Consider the following 18,776-nt stretch of genomic DNA (forward strand, 5'->3'; position numbering starts at 1 on the left):
TGAGGGAGCAACATGGCAACCATTGCGCTGAAAAACTTAAGCTACACGTACCCTGAGGCGCAAGCGCCAACCTTGAATCACGTCCAGCTCACATTTAACCCGCAACAATTTACGTTGCTGACAGGGCCTTCCGGTACCGGTAAATCCACCTTGCTCAAACTGATGACCGGACTTCTGAGCCTGCCACGCACGCAAGGAAGCATCAGTTATGATGGTCAGGATTTGGCTGAGATGGCACTAACCGACCGGGCCGGACAAGTCGCCTTAATGTTTCAAAATCCTAATCAACAGTTTGCGATGGACAGCGTTGAAAATGAGCTGATTTTTGCTTTGGAAAATCGCCTTGTTCAGCCTGACCAGATTGACGCTAAAATCACCGCCGCCCTATCGTTTGTTGGTATCAGTGAGCTACGCAAACGTGAGCTCAATCATTTATCTGGTGGTGAAAAACAGAAGGTCGCCTTAGCGGTCATCGTTGCAATGGATAGCGATGTCATCTTATTGGATGAACCTTTTGCCAGTGTTGATCCAGCTGCACGGGCGAGCTTACTCAAACGTCTGGTTCAGTTGCGCGATGAGGCTGGTAAAACAATTATTTTGGCCGACCACGATTTAACCGACTATGCGACTATCGTTGACCAAGTTGTGCGGATTACGCCGGCACGTCAGTTAGCAACTGTCCCAACCTCAGACTGGTCAGCGTTGTTTTCAGCCTTCGCCAAAACTAATCAGTCAGATCAACGTTGGCCCTTACCTGATGAAACGGCCACGCCACTGTTTCAATTACAACAAGTGGCTCTGAAGCAGGGTAGCCATCAGCTGTTACAACCAACTAACTTAACGTTACTCAAACAACACAACACCTTAATTACCGGGCCGAATGGTAGTGGCAAATCAACTTTATTTGAAAGCCTAGTCCGGCTAATCAGCTATACTGGCAAAATCACTTATTTGACTGATGACATCCAAACGCTACGTCGAAAACGCTATGCGCGTCAAGTCGCCTTACTCTTTCAAGATGCTGAAACGCAATTTTTAAACATTACGGTAGCCGAAGAACTGGCACAAAGCCAAAAATATGTCTATGGCGACTATTTTACCCAAGCACGAATTGACGCTGCCATGGCCCAATTGAATTTAACCGGTCATGAAGATCAGGTCATCTACACTTTGAGTGAAGGGCAAAAGAAAAAGTTACAAATCTTAATTATGTTAATCATGCAGTCCCCTGTCTTACTGATGGACGAACCACTCAAGGGCTTAGATCTAAGCTCTGTGCATGCATTGGTTGCACTTTTACAGACAACCTTGGCCTCAACTAAGCAATCTTTAATTATCATTAGTCATCAATTGACTGGTTTAACGCCTTTGATTGACTATCATCTCCTCTTTGACCAGCATCAATTGCAATACCGGGAGGCGACGACATGAATCCCAGTATTAAATTATTACTACTCTTCATCATTGCGCTCGAAATTTCATTCACCATGATTATCAGTTTAAATATTACCTTAGTCATTTTGGCAATGATTTATCTACTCGCGCACCGAACCAAGCTACGAACGATTGGCTGGTTGCTAATTGTGCCGTTGTTACCTGCAATTGGACTCTGGAGCACACAATATATTAATGGTAGCGGCAATAAGACTTTGATGGCTTGGGTCCTATTTACTCGGATCTATGCCTTCGTTTTCACCGGCGCAACATTTACGTTAACCACTAATATTCTTCAATTGGCAGACGCACTAGAACAAAACTGGCACTTGCCATCGAAATTCGCGTATGGTGTCTTGGCCGCCTATAATCTTGTGCCTAAGATTCAGCACGAAGTCCAAATCATTCGTACCGCGGGGTTAATGCGGGGGCAACAGCTCTCGTTCTGGTCACCAAAACTCTATTTCAAAGCCATTTTAGTTTCAATTAATTGGTCACAGAATTTGGCACAAGCTATGACTTCTCACGGCTTTGTCGAAGATGCGCCACGAACACATTATCGTCACTCAGTTTTGTGCTGGCAAGACTGGGCTATCTTGATTATTGGCGTGGGCTTGCTGCAAGTTGGTATTTTCCTGGTTCCTTGGGTTTAAAACCTAAAAGGTCGTGCAATCAGTTCATCTGAACTAATCGCACGACCTTTTAATTTTCCTCATCAGTCACACGGCGATACTTCGTTTGACCGAATAAGGTCCGCCGTGCCGCTGGGGAAAGCTTAGCCAACCACAAGGTATAACCTAAACTAGTACTTGCCGTTAACGCCCATAAAATCCAGCTCGTAGGCGCGCCCGCACGTGTAAATCGATAAAAGCTGAAAACATCGGCCATGACTTCTTCAAAAAAATCTTCCCAAACTTTATGCGGCGTTAAGTTTTCGTGTAAATAAAGTGCTTCAATTAACAACTGCACCACGATAACCACTAGCCAACCGTATAAATAATACCGGCCACCTTGCGCTGTGACATCTTTGCGGTAAATGGGCACTTCTTGCTGCTGGTCATCACGAAAATAAGTGGTGGCCGTTTCCTCTAAACGAATTTTAGTATGCTTAGCCTGATACCAACTGACTAAACTGGCAAAGCCTAAAATGCCGACCAACAAACCAGCATTCAACCAAGACCAACTAAAGCTTTGTAAAAACTCATAACCAGTCAGAATAGGAATAATCCAATAGCCTAGCCGATTAATCGAGCTGAACTCAAATTGTTCATGAAAAAAATGCAATAAAACTAATACGATCAAAATTGTTGTCATCACAATACTCCTAAATTCAAAAGTGTTTAAAAGTTTACCACAGCCTAGCTTTAGACGTTAGTAAACTCACTTTCAAAATTAGGCTTTGGCAGCTTCGATTTGATCACGCAACTTTTGTATCGCCGCCGTCGATGCTTCCGGGTCAGCCATCAGCTGATCATACTTAAATTGTAATAATGGCAGCTCTGACGGCGAACTGGCTTTAGTCGCTACTTGGTCAGGATCGACTAGTCGTTGCTGTTTGAAAGCCAAAGTCCGGGTCGTCACTTGTTGGCGGAAGACGGCATCATGTGAAACAAAGATGACGGTGCCGGGATAATTTTGCAAATAGTCTGCCAAGGCATCCAAAGCATCCACATCTAAATAATTCGTCGGTTCATCCAACATCAAAACGTTATAGGCGCCAACTAAAATGCTGACCAACTGCAATTTCACCAGCTCGCCACCACTGAGGCCGGCAACCGCTTGCCCATAAAAGCGGGCGGGCAAGCCAATCGCGCCCATGACATTACGTATCGTCTGATCGGGCAATTGACTGGCTGCACGCACCGTTTGCCACACGGTTAAGTTGCCATCTAAAGCGGTCATATCTTGCTTAAAGACACCAATCTTAGCCGATGGTGAAACTGATAAGCCCGCGTGTTTCGCCAAAATCGCAGTCAACAATGTTGTCTTGCCACAGCCATTGGGGCCAACTAATGCTACGCGCTCACCTGGTTTAATTTGAAAGCTGGTCTGTGTAAGCAACAGTTCTTCATGTTCACGTAAGGTTAAGCCACTAGCAGAAATGACCGTTTTACCCGTAAAAGTGGGAAAGTCAGTTGCCACTAACTTAAACCCAGCTTGTGTGAACGGTTTGCTGACCGTCGCTTCACGCGTTGCTCGAGTCATGAGACTCTTCGCACTGCGATCCATTTTAGCTGCAGTTGCTTCTCGTAAAGACCGCGAATTAGACCGTTCACCAGCAGTCATCCGGCGATTACCCTTCCGAATCCGCTGGGCCTTTTCCTTGCGGGCTTGCATGGCTTGTTGCAAGTCATGTTCGTGTCGATTTTGACGCGTGTAGGCTGCTTGTTGTGTGGCAATTGCTTGATTCTTTTGCGCCAAATAGGCCGCATAGTTCCCGGGATAGGCTTTAAATTCCTGATGACTCACTGCCCATGTCTGCGTCGTCACGGCATTTAACAGTTGGCGATCATGCGAAATCAACAGTAACAGCCCCCGAAATTGACGCAATTTTTTAATCAACCACGCTTGATGCGGTTCGTCTAAATTAGACGATGGTTCATCTAAAATTAAAATCTCTGGCCGCGTATTTAACGCTTCACGAACTCGCGCCATCATGGCTTGTCCCCCACTGCGATCTTGGGTAGGCGCAATTTGCGCGACATAGGTCACCGGTCCAGCCACCACTAATTGACCCGTATAGTCTTGATCAACACCGGTTAACAGATGCGCCAGCGTCGACTTTCCGGCCCCATTGCGCCCGACAATACCAATATGATCCCCATCATTGGCAAGCAACTGGTCGATCGTAAACAGTGGTCGGCCGTTAATTAATTTTTCGAGCTTTGATAATTTTATTTCAGTCATTCAATCGTCCTCCTTAGGATCAAGGATTAAATCGTCGCACAAAAAAAGCGTTCTCGTTTAAGTAGAGACCGCTGGCAATTAGAATCCAGCCAGTGCAACCAATTAATCCTGAAAAAAGACAGTCCACCCCTGTTACGCTGGTTCGACTGTTTAATTACTAGAATTAATTAGTTACGCATTGGCTGAAATCCTCCGTATTTTCATAAGTTGATTCATAGGTTAGCATGATTTAACTGATTTTGCAACTTATCAAAGATTGTTCTCAGTCGACTTTTTTTGTAAACTAGTCTTATTTGCAAGAGGAGGAACTGCAGTTGAAAAAGGTTTTCGCAATTATTATTTTCGGTATGATTGGCGGCGGCTTGCGTGAATGGCTGAATCTGTTAGTGACGTGGCCACAACACTTCTGGCTGACCGTCATCATCAACGTTACCGGTACCTTTCTATTAAGCTTCGTCATTACCCTGTTACCTGCACGACTGCCCATCTCCGAAACGCTCATCACCGGCATGAGTGTGGGGTTAATTGGCAGCTTTACTACCTTTTCAACCTTTACATTTGAAACGCTACAGCTCGTACAACGAGGCCATAGCGTTTTAGCTCTAGCAAATATTGGCGCGAGTTTAGGCCTCGGTCTACTTGCCGGTATTGCTGGTAATCTACTCAGCACACACTTGAAAAAGGTCGGTGACGCTCAATGATAATGACGATAACCATTGTTAGCTTTGGCGCAGCATTAGGTGCCGTCTCTCGTTACGCAGTTATGCAAGTAACTAAGCCACTGAACCGTTTTTTCAAGTTACCAGTGACCACACTTAGCCTCAATTTGCTAGGCGCATTGCTACTTGGTTGGATTATGACTAGCCCGCTCACAAGCATCTGGCAGCTCTTTTTAGGCGCCGGTATCATGGGTGGCTTAACAACTTTTTCAACGATGATTAATGAGATTGTCTTACTCATACAAAATCGACACTGGACCACTGCCAGTTGGTATTTGGGCTGCAGTCTACTCGGTGGTTTAGCCATGGTTTGGTTAGGAACTTTACTGTAATGAAAAAGGATCAAGCACTATCGCTCAATCCTTCATTTTATAATTAACTGTGAAATGGTATCGCTAAAAGTGCCAGCCCACCAATGGCGGCGACCGCTAACCCAAGCCATAACACCACTCGAATTAGAAATAGCCCAATGACGACCATCGCAATCACACCTAGTAGCCAAAAACCAACTTTAAAGACAACTTTTAGCAACCAGAATCCAATCACCAAAGCAATCAATAAACCGATCATTTTTCCGCGCCAAGTTCGGCGCTTCCCTCCTTACGGTCGTCGCGACCGCTGGTTGAACATTACTGTTCTTGTCCAATAGTTTAGCATGTCAATCAGGCCGACACTAGCAACATGCCTGAGTTTGAAAAAAACTTAATTATTCCTGTAAGGCAGCGACTTGGCGAACCATGGCTAGCTCTTCATTGGTTGGTACTAACAAGACTTTGATATCTGAATCAGGACGGCTAATCAATCCCTCATTGCCAGCAGCGTTCAGGTCAGCGTCTAACTTAATGTTGAAGACTTGCAGTTCAGTAATAATCTGTTGTCGTAACTCGGCATTATGCTCCCCAATCCCACCAGCAAAAATGATTGCATCGGCACCATGTAATTCGGTGAGATAACTACCGGCATACTTCGCAATCCGATTGACAAAAATATCAATCGCCAGTTTTGCGCGTGCGCTCGTCTGTTCTTGTGCCTTGATTTCACGCATGTCTGGCGAAATTCCAGAAACGCCCAATAGACCAGAATCGTTATTCAGCATCATCATAATTTCATTAGGGTCACTTATTTTAAGCTCTTTCATCAAGAAAGGTAAAATCGACGGGTCCAAGTCACCCGAGCGCGTGCCCATCGTGACACCGGTTAGTGGTGTGAACCCCATCGAGGTATCATAGGCCTTGCCATTTTTAACTGCGGCTAACGAGGCACCGCTACCGAGATGCAAGGTGACCAAATTCAGGTCATTTTTGGGTTTATTCAACAGCTCTGCGGCGCGACCAGTTAAATAACTGTGCGAAATGCCATGTTCACCATAACGCCGAATATGGTACTTTTGCGTCAACTCATACGGCAAGCTATAGATCGCATTCATTTCTGGTAGGTCAGTAAAGAATTGACTGTCAAACACGGCGTATTGTTTAACGTCCGGTAATGTCTCTGCCATGGTCTCAATGCCTTTTGCTTCCATCGGATTGTGTAAAGGCGCAAAGTTACTGAGGCCCTTAATTTCAGCTAAAACCGTCGGCGTGACTTCAACTGCGTGCTTAAACGTTTCGCCACCAGCAACTACTCGGTGAGCGACAGCCGTAATTTCACTTAGCGATTGAATAATTGCCAATCGTTGCAATTCAGTCAACATCATTTTAGCTGCTTGACCTTGGTCCAAATTGTCGACGGTCGTTTCAAATTTTTGATGATCACCATACTTGATCGTAAAAATTGACCCTGGCATACTAATTCGCTCAACTAGTCCACTTGCTAAAACCGTTTCTGCTGGCATTTCAAATAATTGCCATTTTAATGACGAACTACCAGCATTAATAATTAATGTTTTTTGCATCGTTATCACGCTCCCTCTAATAGAATACCGAATTTTCATGAAAACTGCTGAATTATTTTCGCTGCGGTATACTAAAAGCAGCATTAATTTTAAAAAAGGACGGCCAACCATGTCAACTCAAGCCGAATCAACCGATGCTGCTGTCGTTCAAACAGCGATGGCACGCCAAATTTTTCGTACAAATAAACAAATTGAAGCCCTAACCCGTGCAATTGCGCGCGTCGATGACGCCACCGACTTACAAGTGAAGGGGACCTTGCTAAAAACCTATGCCAGTCAAATTGATGGCCACCATCATTTTGTCGAATTACCTGATTATCGCAATCCTGATCAAAAATTAACGATCCAACTGGATGTGACAAAATCAATCATGGCAAATGCAGAAGCTTACTTTCATCAATATCGTAAAGATAAACGCGGTCTTCAAACAGTCATTAGCAATCGTGACCAAGCCGAGGCCGACTTAAAAAAGCAATTAGCCCGGCAAGCTGACTTCGATCCTGCAAATGACAACCTTATCGCGGAAATTAAACAACAGCTCATTACCGAAGGCGCGCTAAAAACGACCGTGCTGCATTCATCCAAAGCGCCAGAACCGGCTCACCCACGTCGTTTTTATACGACCGATCATGTCCTCGTTGAGGTCGGCAAAAATAGTGACCAAAATGATCACTTAACGCTGACCGCTCGAAAAGATTATTATTGGATGCATGTCAGCGAGCTTGCGGGCTCGCATGTCGTCATCCATAGCAATCATCCTAGCCAACAAGCACTCCAAGAAGCGGCTGTTTTGACGGCTTATTACAGTAAAGGCCGCAAGTATCCACGGGTCCCAGTCGATGTTTTAAAGGTGAGCCAATTACGCAAACCCAAGGGTGCGAAATCAGGACTCGTGACTTTTTCCGGCAAAGCGGCAACCATTACGGTCCGACCAGATGCTACTTTAGTCAAACAATTACGTATTGAGGAGTGATCAGATGACCCCTGTTGAAACCTATATTACCCAACAGCCTGCTGATTATCAGGCCGAACTAAACACGCTACGCACCACAATTTTAGCTAGTCTACCGGATGCTGAGGAACAACTGAAATATCAAATGCCAACGTTTTATTGGCACGAAAACGTCATTCATTTTGCCCTCTTCAAGCACCATATTGGGCTATATCCGACGCCTAGTGGGGTTGCAGCCTTCGCTTCCGAATTGACCAACTACAAAACGAGTAAGGGTGCCATTCAGTTTCCATTAGATACCCCGCTCCCACTAGATCTAATTCGGCGGATTACTGAATTCCGCAAGCAAGAAGTTATGAAAAAATTCAAATTATCATAAATAGAGTGCTAAAAAACTTAGTTGTGATTGCCCCTATCCTCAGCTAAGTTTTTTTGTGCCACCACCGAGGTTCTTTCAAAAAGACAATCGCATCACTGATATTTAATGATTAACCACGCCGACCTGTTAATTCACCCAGAACTTATTCGTTTAAAACGCTAACCGCTAGATAAAAACAACCAACAATCTATACGGTATGTCAGTTTACAAAGAAATATATTGTTATACTGAACCTAATTAATTAATGTGAGCTGGTGTTAACCTTGCAAAAAGACAACTTCTTCTATGAAAACATTACGCCAAACCATGAACTACCGTTTCGACTACTTGTCCATAATACTGGCGACGAACATGTTGTTTTACGCCATTGGCATAAGTCGTTCGAAATTTCATATACCATTCGTGGTGAAAATCCTAATTACTATTTAAATGGCCGCCTATTTACTCAGCATACCGGTGATCTGGTCGTTGTTAATCCGTACGAAGTCCACGGACTTTCATTGCCCAAGAATCCTAATCGTATTTCAATGACTATCATGTTACCGGATAAGTTCGTTCGAACTACAGGTTACACTAGTCAATACGCCATTCAAAACTACATTTCACACACAGACAAAAACTTTCCACGTCTTAAAAACTTGTTAGAAAAGTTATATTTATCAACATGCAATTCAAACAATGCCCAACTAGCACTGCAGATTGGCTACGGATACTTGCTATTTGGCCTTTTGATAAAAAACTATGCTTGCGCTAACAAAAATACAGTAACTATTAATCGAAACATTTCACAAATGGATTATCTTAAACCGGTCCTTGACTGGATTGAAAAAAAACATTCACAGTCAATTTCAATTAACGACTTGGCTGGAGTCGCCCATATTTCAGTGAGTTATCTTGCACATATTTTCAAAAAGCAGTTGCAACAAACCCCATTGGATTATTTGACTGATGTTCGGCTCTTACACGCCCAACAGCTACTTTTAAATTCAACTCATAGTATTGAAATAATCACCGAATTAACAGGTTTTTCCAACGAAAAATCATTAACAAAAGCATTCAAAATTAAGTACCAAATGACGCCACATCAATATCGGCTGCGACATCAAAGCAGAATATGACGCTTTTTTAGTTGAATATGACTTAATGGCCAACCCAGTAAGCGGTTACAATTGCATTTGTAAAACGAATTGCAATTCGATATTAACTTATTCTGGAGGTCTTACCCATGTCCGACACACATGATAAACGGGACACACTAATCTTTAAAGTCTCTTTGCTATCTTCAACCTTTTTAATAACTGGCGTCAGCGCGACATCGGCATTATTACCCAGCTTACGAACAGCTTTCCCCGCTGTCAGCAAACAAACGTTGCAATCATTTTTATCATTACCTGCATTGCCACAATTCATCGCATTACTAATGGCCGGATTCTTAGCTACAAAGTTGGGAAAAAAGCGTGTCATCTTACTAGGTGCGCTTTTATGGACTATCAGCGGGACTATCCCACTGTTCATGCATAATTTTAATTTCATCTTGGTTTCAAGATTATTTTTGGGCTTCAGTTTAGGATTGATACAACCAATTGGAACTAGCATGATTGCGGATTTCTATGAGGGAGAGATTCGCAATACCTTAATGGGCATCCAAAGTGCAGTTATTGGCGTTTCGGGAACAGTTTTAACTTACGCAATTGGGATCTTAATCGGCCTAAATTGGCGCTATGCTTTCTTAATTTATCTAGTCGGTCTGCTTGTTTTCTTACTCACTTTTATCTATTTGCCAAAAGAAATTCAAAACCAAGCAGACACAGTCACTCAACAAAAGGTAGCCGGTTCAACTAAGTTAGGTAAAGAAGTCATTTGGTGGGTCGTACTTACCTTATTCTTCAATTTGGGACAAAATGCTATCACTCTTGATTTTAACTTAGCTGTTGTTGAAGAACACGTTGCAAATGCCACGGGTGCGGCCAATATGATGGTGGCATACTCAATTTTAGGACTGTTAACAGGTCTAAGCTTTGGGATATACATGAAGTTTGCAAAACAATACGGCGGTATTATTGCAGCAACCCTCTTTTTAGCAGGTAACGTGCTAGTTGCCGTGTCCGCAACGACAGTAACTTACTATCTGGCCATGATCTTGGCCGGTGCCGGCTTTGGCCTTTTCATGCCCTACATGTTTACAGCAGTCAATACGCACACAACTGCCGCTAATTCTGCCTATGCCACCAGTGCCACTACTGCTGCCGCATCATTCGCCAATTTTTTAGCTCCATATGTTTATGGCCTACTAGCTCATCTTTTTAATAACAACACCAGTCAATTCTCGTTCTATTTTGGTAGCGCTTTTACATTGATATTGTTAATCGGTCTAATTTACTTGTATCAAGCAGAAAAGAAACCCAGTCAAAAATCATCTAAGGAGCAACTATTATCATGAACAATCAATCTGAATTCATTGCACCACAGGATTACAGTTGGGATACCTTCCCAGAAGCTTCTGCTGCTCCTGAAGGAATGTTAACATTAAATGAACCATTGGATGACACCTATCCACATGTGATTTTAAATGTCCCTTACGCGCAAAAAAATGGGCTTTCATTACATTTACACGTTATCACACCAGTTATAACCGAGAAATCACAAGAATTTCCATTAATTATGTGGGTTCAAGGTTCTGCCTTTCATAAGCAATTCCTCGGCAATCACTTGGCACACTTTATCGAGGTTGCAAAACGAGGATATGTGGTTGCCATGGTTGAATACCGGTGGGCACCAGAGAATCCCTTCCCAGCCCAAATTAAAGATTTAAAAACTGCGACACGATTTATGCTAGCTCATGCAAGCGACTACCACGTTAATCCCAAACAATACATTGCTTGGGGTGATTCTTCTGGCGGCCATACAGTAACTACCGCGGTAGTTACTGAAAACTTACCAGAATTTAATGACGAGGATACCACAGTTCTCCCATTGCATTATGCTGCTTGTATTGACTTCTATGGTCCCACTGATATTAGCCGGATGAACAAGGTTCCTTCAACTCAAGATCATGTATCACCACATAGCCTAGAAGGTGAATTTTTCGGTACCAATGACCTGTACAAAGTACCAGAGCTCGTTCAAAAAGGAAATCCAATCAGTTATATCAGCAGTAAAAAGCTCCCGCCGTTTTTAATTATGCATGGTAGCAAAGATCGACTCGTTCCTTTTGAACAAAGCGTCTTACTCTATAATGCACTCAAAGAGAACCATCAAAATGTCACATTTTATAAAATGACAAAAAGTGATCACGGAACTGATGCCTTCTTTACACCAACCATGATTGATCTAGTAGATCGCTTTATCAGAAAGACACTGTAATTAATACCAGTACGAATACTCTTAGCTGGATGGTTAAGCAACTAGAATCAACACAAGTAGTGTTCGTGCTATCGGTCAAAAAAGGCCTCGTAAAAAAATACGGGACCTTATTTTTTTATGGTTATTGCAGCGGCTGAAGATTGGCAATAATCACCAGTCACTGCAATAAGCTTATTTTTAACGCTGCCACCACGGTTCTTTCAAAAAGGTGATTTCAGTCACATCACTGATCTTAATTTGCGTTACGACACCCGCTTGTTGATTTAATAAAAGTTGCCCGGCATTCACAGCCGCAATCAAACCACTGGGACGTTGCCCATCTTCCAAGGTCAACCGTACCACGCAATTTAACTCATAAGCTTGTAACAATGACGCTTCTAACGTCTTCAGCTGTTCCATTCAGATCACCTCATCGAAAATAGTAGCTTAATCATAGCACATTTTCAGAACGTGTGTTCGATATTTTAAATTACATTTTGATTACCGATTAATCCAGTCAACCTATCCCTCTGAATGATGATTTTAATGGGTCAACTAAGATTAAAAATATGTTGCGAACGTTTTTATGCCTACAACCAACACTTCTAAATTAGACTCTTGCTCTGCGACTTCGACCGTCTCTACCAGACCTAGTTAGCTGGAGGTTGCTGCTGATAGCATCGGTCGTGAGGGCCAAGACGTGCCTGGCTTGTCCTGGTCCCACGCCCGCATGTAATCAGCGGCGACCGGAAGCGGCACGGTTACTTTTCACCGATACAACAAAAAAGGCAGTCCTCGCATTAGTCAGGATTGCCTTCACTTAGGAGTTTACAGATATGTGATGTCTGCTGTTGCTGCTACTAATCACTAAAACTTGGGTCCGAGAGCAACAGTTAGGGCGACCCAAGTCAACCTAGTCCTATTGTAGGACCAAATGAGCCATTCGTTAAGCCTTTAATGGTGTCATTAACCAACGTAGAACCGTTTTGCGTTTGGCAGCCACCGTCCGACGGGGATCGGATAAATAAATTTCCTTATGCGCTAACGTGCGACGTTTCCATTGTCGCTCAGCGGCATATACCGCCAATTGTTGGAACGTCGCGGGTTCATCGTCATACGAACCGACATGCAAGATTTGTAAGCAATCGCCATCTGTCAATGTCTCAAATTTAACCTCGTTTAAAAGCGGATTGGCCTTCTTTTCTTGGACCCGCACTAAATTTTCCTGTGCAACAGTTGGGGTCACAAAGTCTGGTTGGCGCAACATCAGTTTGTAGCGCAGATCAGCCTTGTCAAAACTGCCATCAGCACGAACATCATCTGGATCTAAGGTCCATAACCCTTCCAATGGAAACACGGTATAGTCATAATAACCAACGGGCGCCACGCCGGCTTTCGGATTCATCCGAATCCCATAGGCCGCTTGATATAACGCGCCCGTCCGCTCGCCAAACTCGAGGTCATTCGGATCGCCATGCCCTGTAATCGTGTAATAATTAAACGCTGGTACTTGAATCGGCGTTGGCACCGCCTTGGGAAGATACAAGCGCTTATCTTGTTTACGCCATTCATATTTAGTCATCATCGTCACCTAATAGCCGACTTGTCGGTTATAATACGTCAGAAAGGCGCGGTCTAGCGCCGAATCAACCGTAATCTTCGTGACACTCGTATTTTCCGGCTCCGGTAAACTCATCGGATTTTGTGGTTGTAGTACCGCCAACGCCATCGCCTTAACCGTAAAGCCATGGGTCACAACGATTATTTTTTCCGTGGGATACTGTTGCGCCATACCGTTCAAGAAATCTTGAGCTCGGGCAATGACCTGGTCGAAAGTTTCGCCTTTGGTCGCCACTTCAACATAAGTGGGTAACACATCGCGTAAGGCTTGGTCAAAATATTGCGGATAAGTCGCTTTCAGTTGGTCATTTTTTTGCCCATCCCACTGACCATACGAAATTTCCAATAGTCGTGAATCTGTTTTGATTGGTAGATCACGGCCGTGATTTAAAATTGCCGCCGTCTCTTGTGTCCGAGCCAACGGACTGCAAATTAAGCGGTCCGCAAAACTGATGTCAAAGGCCGCATGGAGGGCCTGGGCCTGTTGTTCGCCGACGTCATTCAAGTGGGTAATCGCCGTATTGATTGTGCCTTGCTTTAAATCTTGCGCATTCGCCGTAGTCTGTCCATGACGGATAATGTAAAAAGTTGTCATTTAAGTCGCTCCCTGATATTAAAATTAAGTTTTCATGAAAACAGTCGGTCTTTTTCTAATACTAAGCTCAAATCGTCTAATTTTTCATCTTGACAAAAGTTTACCAAGTTGGTAAATTTAAGGCAATGAAATTTTAGGAGTGGTCAGTATGTTTATCAATCGCTATGCTAACTTAATCGTCTCCTCCTGGTCAACACAAACATCTGTGTCGGCCTAATTTCGTGTGACTTTAAGCCCTTCATGGATGTTCACCAACATTCGATGACGAGGGCTAGACTATTACTGAAATCAACAGTCCTCGTGGTTATCACAACCATTAGGACTTTTTTTGTGAGTAAAAATTAACTTTGAAAGTAGGGATTTTTTATGTCAACGTATAACTTTTCAGCTGGTCCGGCCGTCATGCCACAACCAGTGATTGATCAAATTCAAGCCGAATTACCGTCGTTTCAAGGTTCCGAAATGAGTATCATGGAGATTTCTCATCGCTCTCAACTGTTTGACCAAGTGATTAATGACGCTGAAACGGATTTACGCGATTTAATGAAAATTCCTGATAATTATCGCGTGCTCTTTTTTCAAGGCGGCGGTACGCTACAATTCACTGCCGCCCCACTGAACTTAGCAACTAAGCATCACCATATTGGGCTATTAGATAGTGGTCATTGGGCCAGTCGTGCCGCTGATGAAGCGCGTCGCGTTAACACCCAAGTTGAGATTCTAGGCACCGCCGCGGCGACGAATTTTACAACCTTGCCAACGCTAACTGCCCCGGTCGATCAAGAGTTGGATTACGTCCATCTCACAACCAATAACACGATTGAAGGGACCGCTTATACCACGCTACCAGACACGGGCAAGGTGCCACTCGTTGCGGATATGTCTTCAAACTTTTTGGGCCAAGTCTACAACGTTTCTGATTTTGGGATGATTTTTGCTGGTGCGCAAAAGAACCTCGGGCCAGCCGGATTAACCATCGTTATCGTCCGTGATGATCTCATCGGTAAAGCCAAGAACTTGCCAAGTATGTTGGATTATCAACTATTTGCCGACAAGCGTTCAATGTTCAACACCCCACCGGTCTTCGCGATTTACGCTGCTGGACTAGTCTTAAAGTGGCTTAAAGCGCAAGGCGGGCTAAACGTGATCGAGCAGCGCAATCAAACAAAGGCGGCCTTACTTTATGAGTTCTTAGACCAGTCTAACTTATTCACTTGCCAAGTTAACCCGGCCGACCGTTCGCTCATGAACGTTCCCTTTGTGACTGGCAACCCAGCATTAGATGCGCAAGTCATTGCGGGGGCAACCAAGCAAGGCTTGCTAAACTTAAAGGGCCACCGGTTAGTCGGGGGCATGCGGGCCAGTTTATACAACGCCATGCCACTCGCCGGTGTTCAAGCACTCGTTGATTATCTCGCTGCTTTTGAAGCCAATCATGTTAAAGGAGACCTTGCTCATGTATCAAATTAAAACTTATAACGCCATTGCTCAAGCTGGACTGGATACTTTCACTAATGACTATGCCTTAAACCAATCCGACCAACCAGATGCCTATCTCATCCGCTCAGTTGACTTGCACCACCAAGCCTTGCCAAAATCCCTCAAAGTAATTGCCCGGGCCGGGGCTGGCGTCAATAATATTCCGCTGGACGTGGCAACAAACAACGGGACGGCGGTTTTCAACACGCCCGGGAGTAATGCCAATGCCGTCAAAGAACTGATCATTGCGCTGCTAGTCATTGCGTCACGTAATCTAATGGCTGCGGCCAGCTATTCCGCCGAACATACTGAGGCAGATGTGTCACAACGAACCGAGCACGACAAAACGAAATTTAATGGTACCGAATTACTTGGTAAAACCTTGGCCGTTATCGGCTTAGGTCACGTTGGGTCATTAGTCGCTAATGCGGCTTTAAGCCTTGGGATGAATGTGATTGGCTATGATCCTTATCTTTCTGCAGATGCGGCTTGGAACATTTCAAAACAAGTTCAACGTGCCGCAACTTTACAATTTGCCGTTAATCACGCGGATTATGTGACCGTTCACGTACCTAAGAGTGAAGACAGCTTGAATTTGATTGGGGCAACTGAACTAAAGGCGATGCCTGCGGGTGTGCAATTATTTAACTATTCTCGGGGCGGTATCGTGGACAATGCCGCTGTCCTAGACGCAATACAAACAGGCCAAGTCGCGCATTACTATACCGACTTTGGTGAACCGCGTCTGGCCAACCAAGCCGCTGTCACCGTGACCCCGCACATCGGCGGCTCAACCATTGAAGCCGAAGTCAACGGGGCGACACAAGCTGCTCGGACGATTATGACTTATTTGGAAACTGGCAATGTTCAGTACGCCATTAATTTGCCAACCTTAAACGTGCCTTTCAATGCCGCCTATCGCTTCACTGTCATGCACCAAAACGTTCCCAACATGGTCAGTCAGATCACAGCCAAGTTAGCCGAGGCCGGCTTAAACATTACAACAATGGCCAACGCTGCTAAGCAACACACAGCTTACACAATTATTGACGTGGATGACCTTGACCATGAAAGCAGCCAGCACTTAATTGACGCGCTAAATAAAATTCCGGCAGTCTATCGCGTCCGACTGTTAATCCATCACTAAGGAAACGATATGCAAATCGAAACGTTGAAACAACCGACTGAAACACAACTCGACCAACTCATGACCCTTTGGCTCGCGGGCAATTTGGCTGCGCATCCATTCGTTAAGGCTGATTATTGGCGCAAACAGGTCGCCGCTGTTCGTCAAGCCTTGCCCACTGCCAACTTAATTGTTGCCAGTGATGACAACCAGTTCATTGGCTTTTTAGGTCTGCAGGGCCACACCATCGCTGGCATTTTCGTTGCTGATCAGGCGCAACAGCATGGGGTTGGCACGGCATTGCTCAACGCCGCCAAAGCCCAACGACCAAAACTCCAATTATCGGTCTACATTGCCAATCGATCGGCCGTGGCGTTTTATCATCACAGTGGCTTTCAAGTCCAGTCACAATCGATCGATAAAGCCACCAATCAGCCTGACTATCTCATGCGCTGGCATCGTTAATCAGGCTTGCTAATCAAACACGTCTCCCCGTTAACGCAAGTGCGACGGGGGTTACGCGTTTTTGCTTTTTAATCGTAAAAATTTAGCATTGTTTCAAATTGATTTTAATCGTTTTCTAATGTATTCTCAGACTCGTATCATATAAAGGATCCGAGGGGGAATCATTATGAAGTGGAAAATGATTGGGACGGCGGCAACAGTCACCGCCTCGGTAGGATTATTACTAGCTGGTTGCGGCAGCACAAAAGCTAGTTCTAGTGGTGAAAATGCAGGTAATTTAAGCGGCAATATGGCTAAAACACAAGTTTTAAACTGGTCCGAAAATGGTGGGGATATTACGACGCTAGACTCATCGCTCGCGACCGACGTCATCAGTAGTACGATGATCAGTAACTCTCAAGAAGGCTTGTATCGTTTAGGCAATAATAGCAAGGTCACACCCGGAATCGCGACGGGCACGACCGAATCAAAGAACAAGTTAATTTATACATTCACACTGCGTAAGAATGCCAAATGGAGTAACGGCGATCCCGTCACGGCGCAAGATTTCGTCTATGCTTGGCGGCGCACCGTTAATCCAAAGACTGCTTCTCAATATGCTTATTTGTATTCAGGCATTAAAAATGCCGATAAAATTTCTTCCGGCAAGGCGAACGTTGATACCTTGGGGATTAAAGCCGATGGCAAGTACAAATTAACCGTGACTTTGGAAAAGCCTTTGGAATACTTCAAATTATTAATGGGCTTTGACGTCTTCTTCCCACAAGACCAAAAAGTGGTTCAAGAATATGGCAAAGATTACGGGACCAGTTCTGCTAAGATGGTTTACGATGGACCATTTAAGATGACTGGTTGGAAAGGCACCAACTCAACTTGGACCTTAGTCCGTAACAACGACTACTGGGATAAGAAACACGTCTACCTAGACAAGATCAATGATCAAGATGTTAAGTCAACGACGACTGGTTTTAATTTGTTCCAGAGTGGCAAACTCGATATGGCCACCTTATCCGGTCAACAAGTTAAGAACGAAAAGAACAATAAGAAAATGGTCATCCGCAAGTCGTCGCGTTTGAACTATTTGGAATTCAACGAAAAGAAAGTCAAAGAATTGTCAAATACTAAGTTACGTCAAGCGATGTCCATGACCCTTGACCGTAAACAACTGGTCAATGATGTCTTAGGCGATGGTTCCGTTCAACCAAAAGGCTTCGTCACGACCGACTTAGCCAAAGATCCAACCACTGGCAAAGACTTCGCAACTGAAAATGCCACGGCTAGCTCGACCGAGTACAATCCGACTAAGGCTAAACAGCTTTGGGAGGAAGGCCTGAAAGAAACTGGCAAGAAGAGCTTGACGTTGACGTTAACGCATGATGATACTGACCAAATGAAGGCCTTATCCGAATACGTCCAAGGTCAACTGGAAAAGGATCTGCCAGGTTTGAAGATCACGAGTATCACCTTACCTTACAAGACCCGCTTAGCACGTGAAACTGCTGGGAACTTCCAGTTAGTCATCTCCGCTTGGCAAGCAGATTTCTCGGACCCAATTTCAGACCTTGGGATCATGACCTCCAACAACAGCTACAACTTCGGTCACTGGGCTAATACTGATTACGACAATGCCATTACCGCGGCAAACGCAACCACTAGCTCCACGGAACGTTGGTCAGAAATGTCTAAAGCTGAACGGATTATCGGCACCGATGAAGGCGTTGCGCCATTATCACAAAACGTCATCGCGCAAATGCTCAATCCTAAGTTGAAGGGCTTGGTTTATAACACCGCTGGCTTGGATTATAACTTCAAGAGTGCTTATATGACTAAATAAATTTAATAATCAAGTTGAGTGCTCGGAAAC

20 protein-coding genes are annotated in these 18,776 nt (G+C 44.4%); 13 read left to right on the forward strand and 7 right to left on the reverse strand.

The window, feature by feature from the left end:
* Positions 1 to 12 precede the first annotated feature (12 nt).
* Complete coding sequence (locus tag FFM74_RS08900) at positions 13 to 1,431, forward strand: ABC transporter ATP-binding protein (RefSeq protein WP_137626277.1); 1,419 nt, start codon at positions 13 to 15, stop codon at positions 1,429 to 1,431.
* Entirely contained in the window at positions 1,428 to 2,087 is a 660-nt protein-coding gene (locus FFM74_RS08905; RefSeq protein ID WP_137626278.1) for an energy-coupling factor transporter transmembrane component T family protein, read from the forward strand. Before FFM74_RS08900 ends, FFM74_RS08905 begins: the two co-directional genes overlap by 4 nt.
* Positions 2,088 to 2,136: 49 nt before the next feature.
* Here FFM74_RS08905 and FFM74_RS08910 read toward each other — a convergent pair whose 3' ends face one another.
* Entirely contained in the window at positions 2,137 to 2,748 is a 612-nt protein-coding gene (locus FFM74_RS08910) for a hypothetical protein (RefSeq protein WP_137626279.1), read from the reverse strand.
* Between the two features lie 78 nt (positions 2,749 to 2,826).
* The gene (locus tag FFM74_RS08915; RefSeq protein ID WP_137626280.1) at positions 2,827 to 4,341 is read right to left on the reverse strand and encodes an ABC-F family ATP-binding cassette domain-containing protein; all 1,515 of its coding nucleotides are present in this window, start codon (positions 4,339 to 4,341) and stop codon (positions 2,827 to 2,829) included.
* Positions 4,342 to 4,655: 314 nt separating this feature from the next.
* Between FFM74_RS08915 and FFM74_RS08920 the strand changes: the two genes are divergently transcribed.
* Positions 4,656 to 5,042, forward strand: coding sequence for a fluoride efflux transporter FluC (locus FFM74_RS08920; RefSeq protein WP_137626281.1), 387 nt, complete (start codon positions 4,656 to 4,658; stop codon positions 5,040 to 5,042).
* Between the two features lie 2 nt (positions 5,043 to 5,044).
* On the forward strand, positions 5,045 to 5,392 hold the full coding sequence (locus FFM74_RS08925; RefSeq protein WP_223877204.1) for a fluoride efflux transporter FluC: 348 nt from the start codon (positions 5,045 to 5,047) through the stop codon (positions 5,390 to 5,392).
* Positions 5,393 to 5,435: 43 nt separating this feature from the next.
* Here FFM74_RS08925 and FFM74_RS08930 read toward each other — a convergent pair whose 3' ends face one another.
* Both FFM74_RS08930 and FFM74_RS08935 read right to left on the reverse strand, forming a co-directional pair.
* Complete coding sequence (locus FFM74_RS08930; RefSeq protein WP_223877205.1) at positions 5,436 to 5,618, reverse strand: small multidrug resistance protein; 183 nt, start codon at positions 5,616 to 5,618, stop codon at positions 5,436 to 5,438.
* Between the two features lie 148 nt (positions 5,619 to 5,766).
* A complete protein-coding gene (locus FFM74_RS08935) occupies positions 5,767 to 6,954 on the reverse strand; it encodes an acetate/propionate family kinase (RefSeq protein ID WP_137626284.1) in 1,188 nt (395 codons plus the stop codon).
* Between the two features lie 109 nt (positions 6,955 to 7,063).
* Between FFM74_RS08935 and FFM74_RS08940 the strand changes: the two genes are divergently transcribed.
* The 5 genes from FFM74_RS08940 to FFM74_RS08960 all read left to right on the forward strand — a co-directional run bounded on the left by FFM74_RS08940 (position 7,064) and on the right by FFM74_RS08960 (position 11,648).
* Positions 7,064 to 7,927, forward strand: a complete 864-nt coding sequence (locus FFM74_RS08940) for an NFACT RNA binding domain-containing protein (protein ID WP_137626285.1) — start codon at positions 7,064 to 7,066, stop codon at positions 7,925 to 7,927.
* A gap of 4 nt (positions 7,928 to 7,931) precedes the next feature.
* A complete protein-coding gene (locus tag FFM74_RS08945; protein ID WP_137626286.1) occupies positions 7,932 to 8,285 on the forward strand; it encodes an iron chaperone in 354 nt (117 codons plus the stop codon).
* Between the two features lie 263 nt (positions 8,286 to 8,548).
* The gene (locus tag FFM74_RS08950; protein ID WP_137626287.1) at positions 8,549 to 9,403 is read left to right on the forward strand and encodes a helix-turn-helix domain-containing protein; all 855 of its coding nucleotides are present in this window, start codon (positions 8,549 to 8,551) and stop codon (positions 9,401 to 9,403) included.
* Between the two features lie 107 nt (positions 9,404 to 9,510).
* The gene (locus FFM74_RS08955; RefSeq protein WP_137626288.1) at positions 9,511 to 10,725 is read left to right on the forward strand and encodes an MFS transporter; all 1,215 of its coding nucleotides are present in this window, start codon (positions 9,511 to 9,513) and stop codon (positions 10,723 to 10,725) included.
* Positions 10,722 to 11,648, forward strand: a complete 927-nt coding sequence (locus FFM74_RS08960; protein ID WP_223877206.1) for an alpha/beta hydrolase — start codon at positions 10,722 to 10,724, stop codon at positions 11,646 to 11,648. Before FFM74_RS08955 ends, FFM74_RS08960 begins: the two co-directional genes overlap by 4 nt.
* A gap of 177 nt (positions 11,649 to 11,825) precedes the next feature.
* Here the strand turns inward: FFM74_RS08960 and FFM74_RS08965 are convergent, their stop codons facing one another.
* The 3 genes from FFM74_RS08965 to FFM74_RS08975 form a co-directional block, all read right to left on the reverse strand.
* The gene (locus FFM74_RS08965; protein WP_137626289.1) at positions 11,826 to 12,047 is read right to left on the reverse strand and encodes a hypothetical protein; all 222 of its coding nucleotides are present in this window, start codon (positions 12,045 to 12,047) and stop codon (positions 11,826 to 11,828) included.
* 526 nt (positions 12,048 to 12,573) lie between these two features.
* Entirely contained in the window at positions 12,574 to 13,212 is a 639-nt protein-coding gene (locus FFM74_RS08970) for a GyrI-like domain-containing protein (RefSeq protein WP_223877207.1), read from the reverse strand.
* A 6-nt stretch (positions 13,213 to 13,218) separates the two neighbouring features.
* The gene (locus FFM74_RS08975; protein WP_137626290.1) at positions 13,219 to 13,842 is read right to left on the reverse strand and encodes a histidine phosphatase family protein; all 624 of its coding nucleotides are present in this window, start codon (positions 13,840 to 13,842) and stop codon (positions 13,219 to 13,221) included.
* 366 nt (positions 13,843 to 14,208) lie between these two features.
* Here FFM74_RS08975 and serC point away from each other — a divergent pair, with 366 nt between their 5' ends.
* From serC to FFM74_RS08995, 4 genes are all read left to right on the forward strand, one after another.
* The gene (gene serC / locus FFM74_RS08980) at positions 14,209 to 15,312 is read left to right on the forward strand and encodes a 3-phosphoserine/phosphohydroxythreonine transaminase (protein ID WP_137626291.1); all 1,104 of its coding nucleotides are present in this window, start codon (positions 14,209 to 14,211) and stop codon (positions 15,310 to 15,312) included.
* Entirely contained in the window at positions 15,299 to 16,468 is a 1,170-nt protein-coding gene (locus FFM74_RS08985) for a phosphoglycerate dehydrogenase (RefSeq protein ID WP_137626292.1), read from the forward strand. Before serC ends, FFM74_RS08985 begins: the two co-directional genes overlap by 14 nt.
* 9 nt (positions 16,469 to 16,477) lie before the next feature.
* The gene (locus tag FFM74_RS08990; protein WP_137626293.1) at positions 16,478 to 16,912 is read left to right on the forward strand and encodes a GNAT family N-acetyltransferase; all 435 of its coding nucleotides are present in this window, start codon (positions 16,478 to 16,480) and stop codon (positions 16,910 to 16,912) included.
* A 166-nt stretch (positions 16,913 to 17,078) separates the two neighbouring features.
* A complete protein-coding gene (locus FFM74_RS08995; protein ID WP_137626294.1) occupies positions 17,079 to 18,746 on the forward strand; it encodes a peptide ABC transporter substrate-binding protein in 1,668 nt (555 codons plus the stop codon).
* Positions 18,747 to 18,776: the final 30 nt, after the last annotated feature.

It is taken from the genome of Lactiplantibacillus pingfangensis (assembly GCF_005404945.1).
GTDB lineage: Bacteria > Bacillota > Bacilli > Lactobacillales > Lactobacillaceae > Lactiplantibacillus > Lactiplantibacillus pingfangensis.

Excerpts from the sequence above, each read along its gene's own strand:
- FFM74_RS08900 (WP_137626277.1), top strand. The coding sequence starts at position 13 with ATGGCAACCATTGCGCTGAAAAACTTAAGCTACACGTACCCTGAGGCG.
- FFM74_RS08905 (WP_137626278.1), top strand. The coding sequence starts at position 1,428 with ATGAATCCCAGTATTAAATTATTACTACTCTTCATCATTGCGCTCGAA.
- FFM74_RS08910 (WP_137626279.1), bottom strand. The coding sequence starts at position 2,748 with ATGACAACAATTTTGATCGTATTAGTTTTATTGCATTTTTTTCATGAA.
- FFM74_RS08915 (WP_137626280.1), bottom strand. The coding sequence starts at position 4,341 with ATGACTGAAATAAAATTATCAAAGCTCGAAAAATTAATTAACGGCCGA.
- FFM74_RS08925 (WP_223877204.1), top strand. The coding sequence starts at position 5,045 with ATGACGATAACCATTGTTAGCTTTGGCGCAGCATTAGGTGCCGTCTCT.
- FFM74_RS08935 (WP_137626284.1), bottom strand. The coding sequence starts at position 6,954 with ATGCAAAAAACATTAATTATTAATGCTGGTAGTTCGTCATTAAAATGG.
- FFM74_RS08940 (WP_137626285.1), top strand. The coding sequence starts at position 7,064 with ATGTCAACTCAAGCCGAATCAACCGATGCTGCTGTCGTTCAAACAGCG.
- FFM74_RS08945 (WP_137626286.1), top strand. The coding sequence starts at position 7,932 with ATGACCCCTGTTGAAACCTATATTACCCAACAGCCTGCTGATTATCAG.
- FFM74_RS08955 (WP_137626288.1), top strand. The coding sequence starts at position 9,511 with ATGTCCGACACACATGATAAACGGGACACACTAATCTTTAAAGTCTCT.
- FFM74_RS08960 (WP_223877206.1), top strand. The coding sequence starts at position 10,722 with ATGAACAATCAATCTGAATTCATTGCACCACAGGATTACAGTTGGGAT.
- FFM74_RS08965 (WP_137626289.1), bottom strand. The coding sequence starts at position 12,047 with ATGGAACAGCTGAAGACGTTAGAAGCGTCATTGTTACAAGCTTATGAG.
- FFM74_RS08970 (WP_223877207.1), bottom strand. The coding sequence starts at position 13,212 with ATGATGACTAAATATGAATGGCGTAAACAAGATAAGCGCTTGTATCTT.
- FFM74_RS08975 (WP_137626290.1), bottom strand. The coding sequence starts at position 13,842 with ATGACAACTTTTTACATTATCCGTCATGGACAGACTACGGCGAATGCG.
- serC (WP_137626291.1), top strand. The coding sequence starts at position 14,209 with ATGTCAACGTATAACTTTTCAGCTGGTCCGGCCGTCATGCCACAACCA.
- FFM74_RS08985 (WP_137626292.1), top strand. The coding sequence starts at position 15,299 with ATGTATCAAATTAAAACTTATAACGCCATTGCTCAAGCTGGACTGGAT.
- FFM74_RS08990 (WP_137626293.1), top strand. The coding sequence starts at position 16,478 with ATGCAAATCGAAACGTTGAAACAACCGACTGAAACACAACTCGACCAA.
- FFM74_RS08995 (WP_137626294.1), top strand. The coding sequence starts at position 17,079 with ATGAAGTGGAAAATGATTGGGACGGCGGCAACAGTCACCGCCTCGGTA.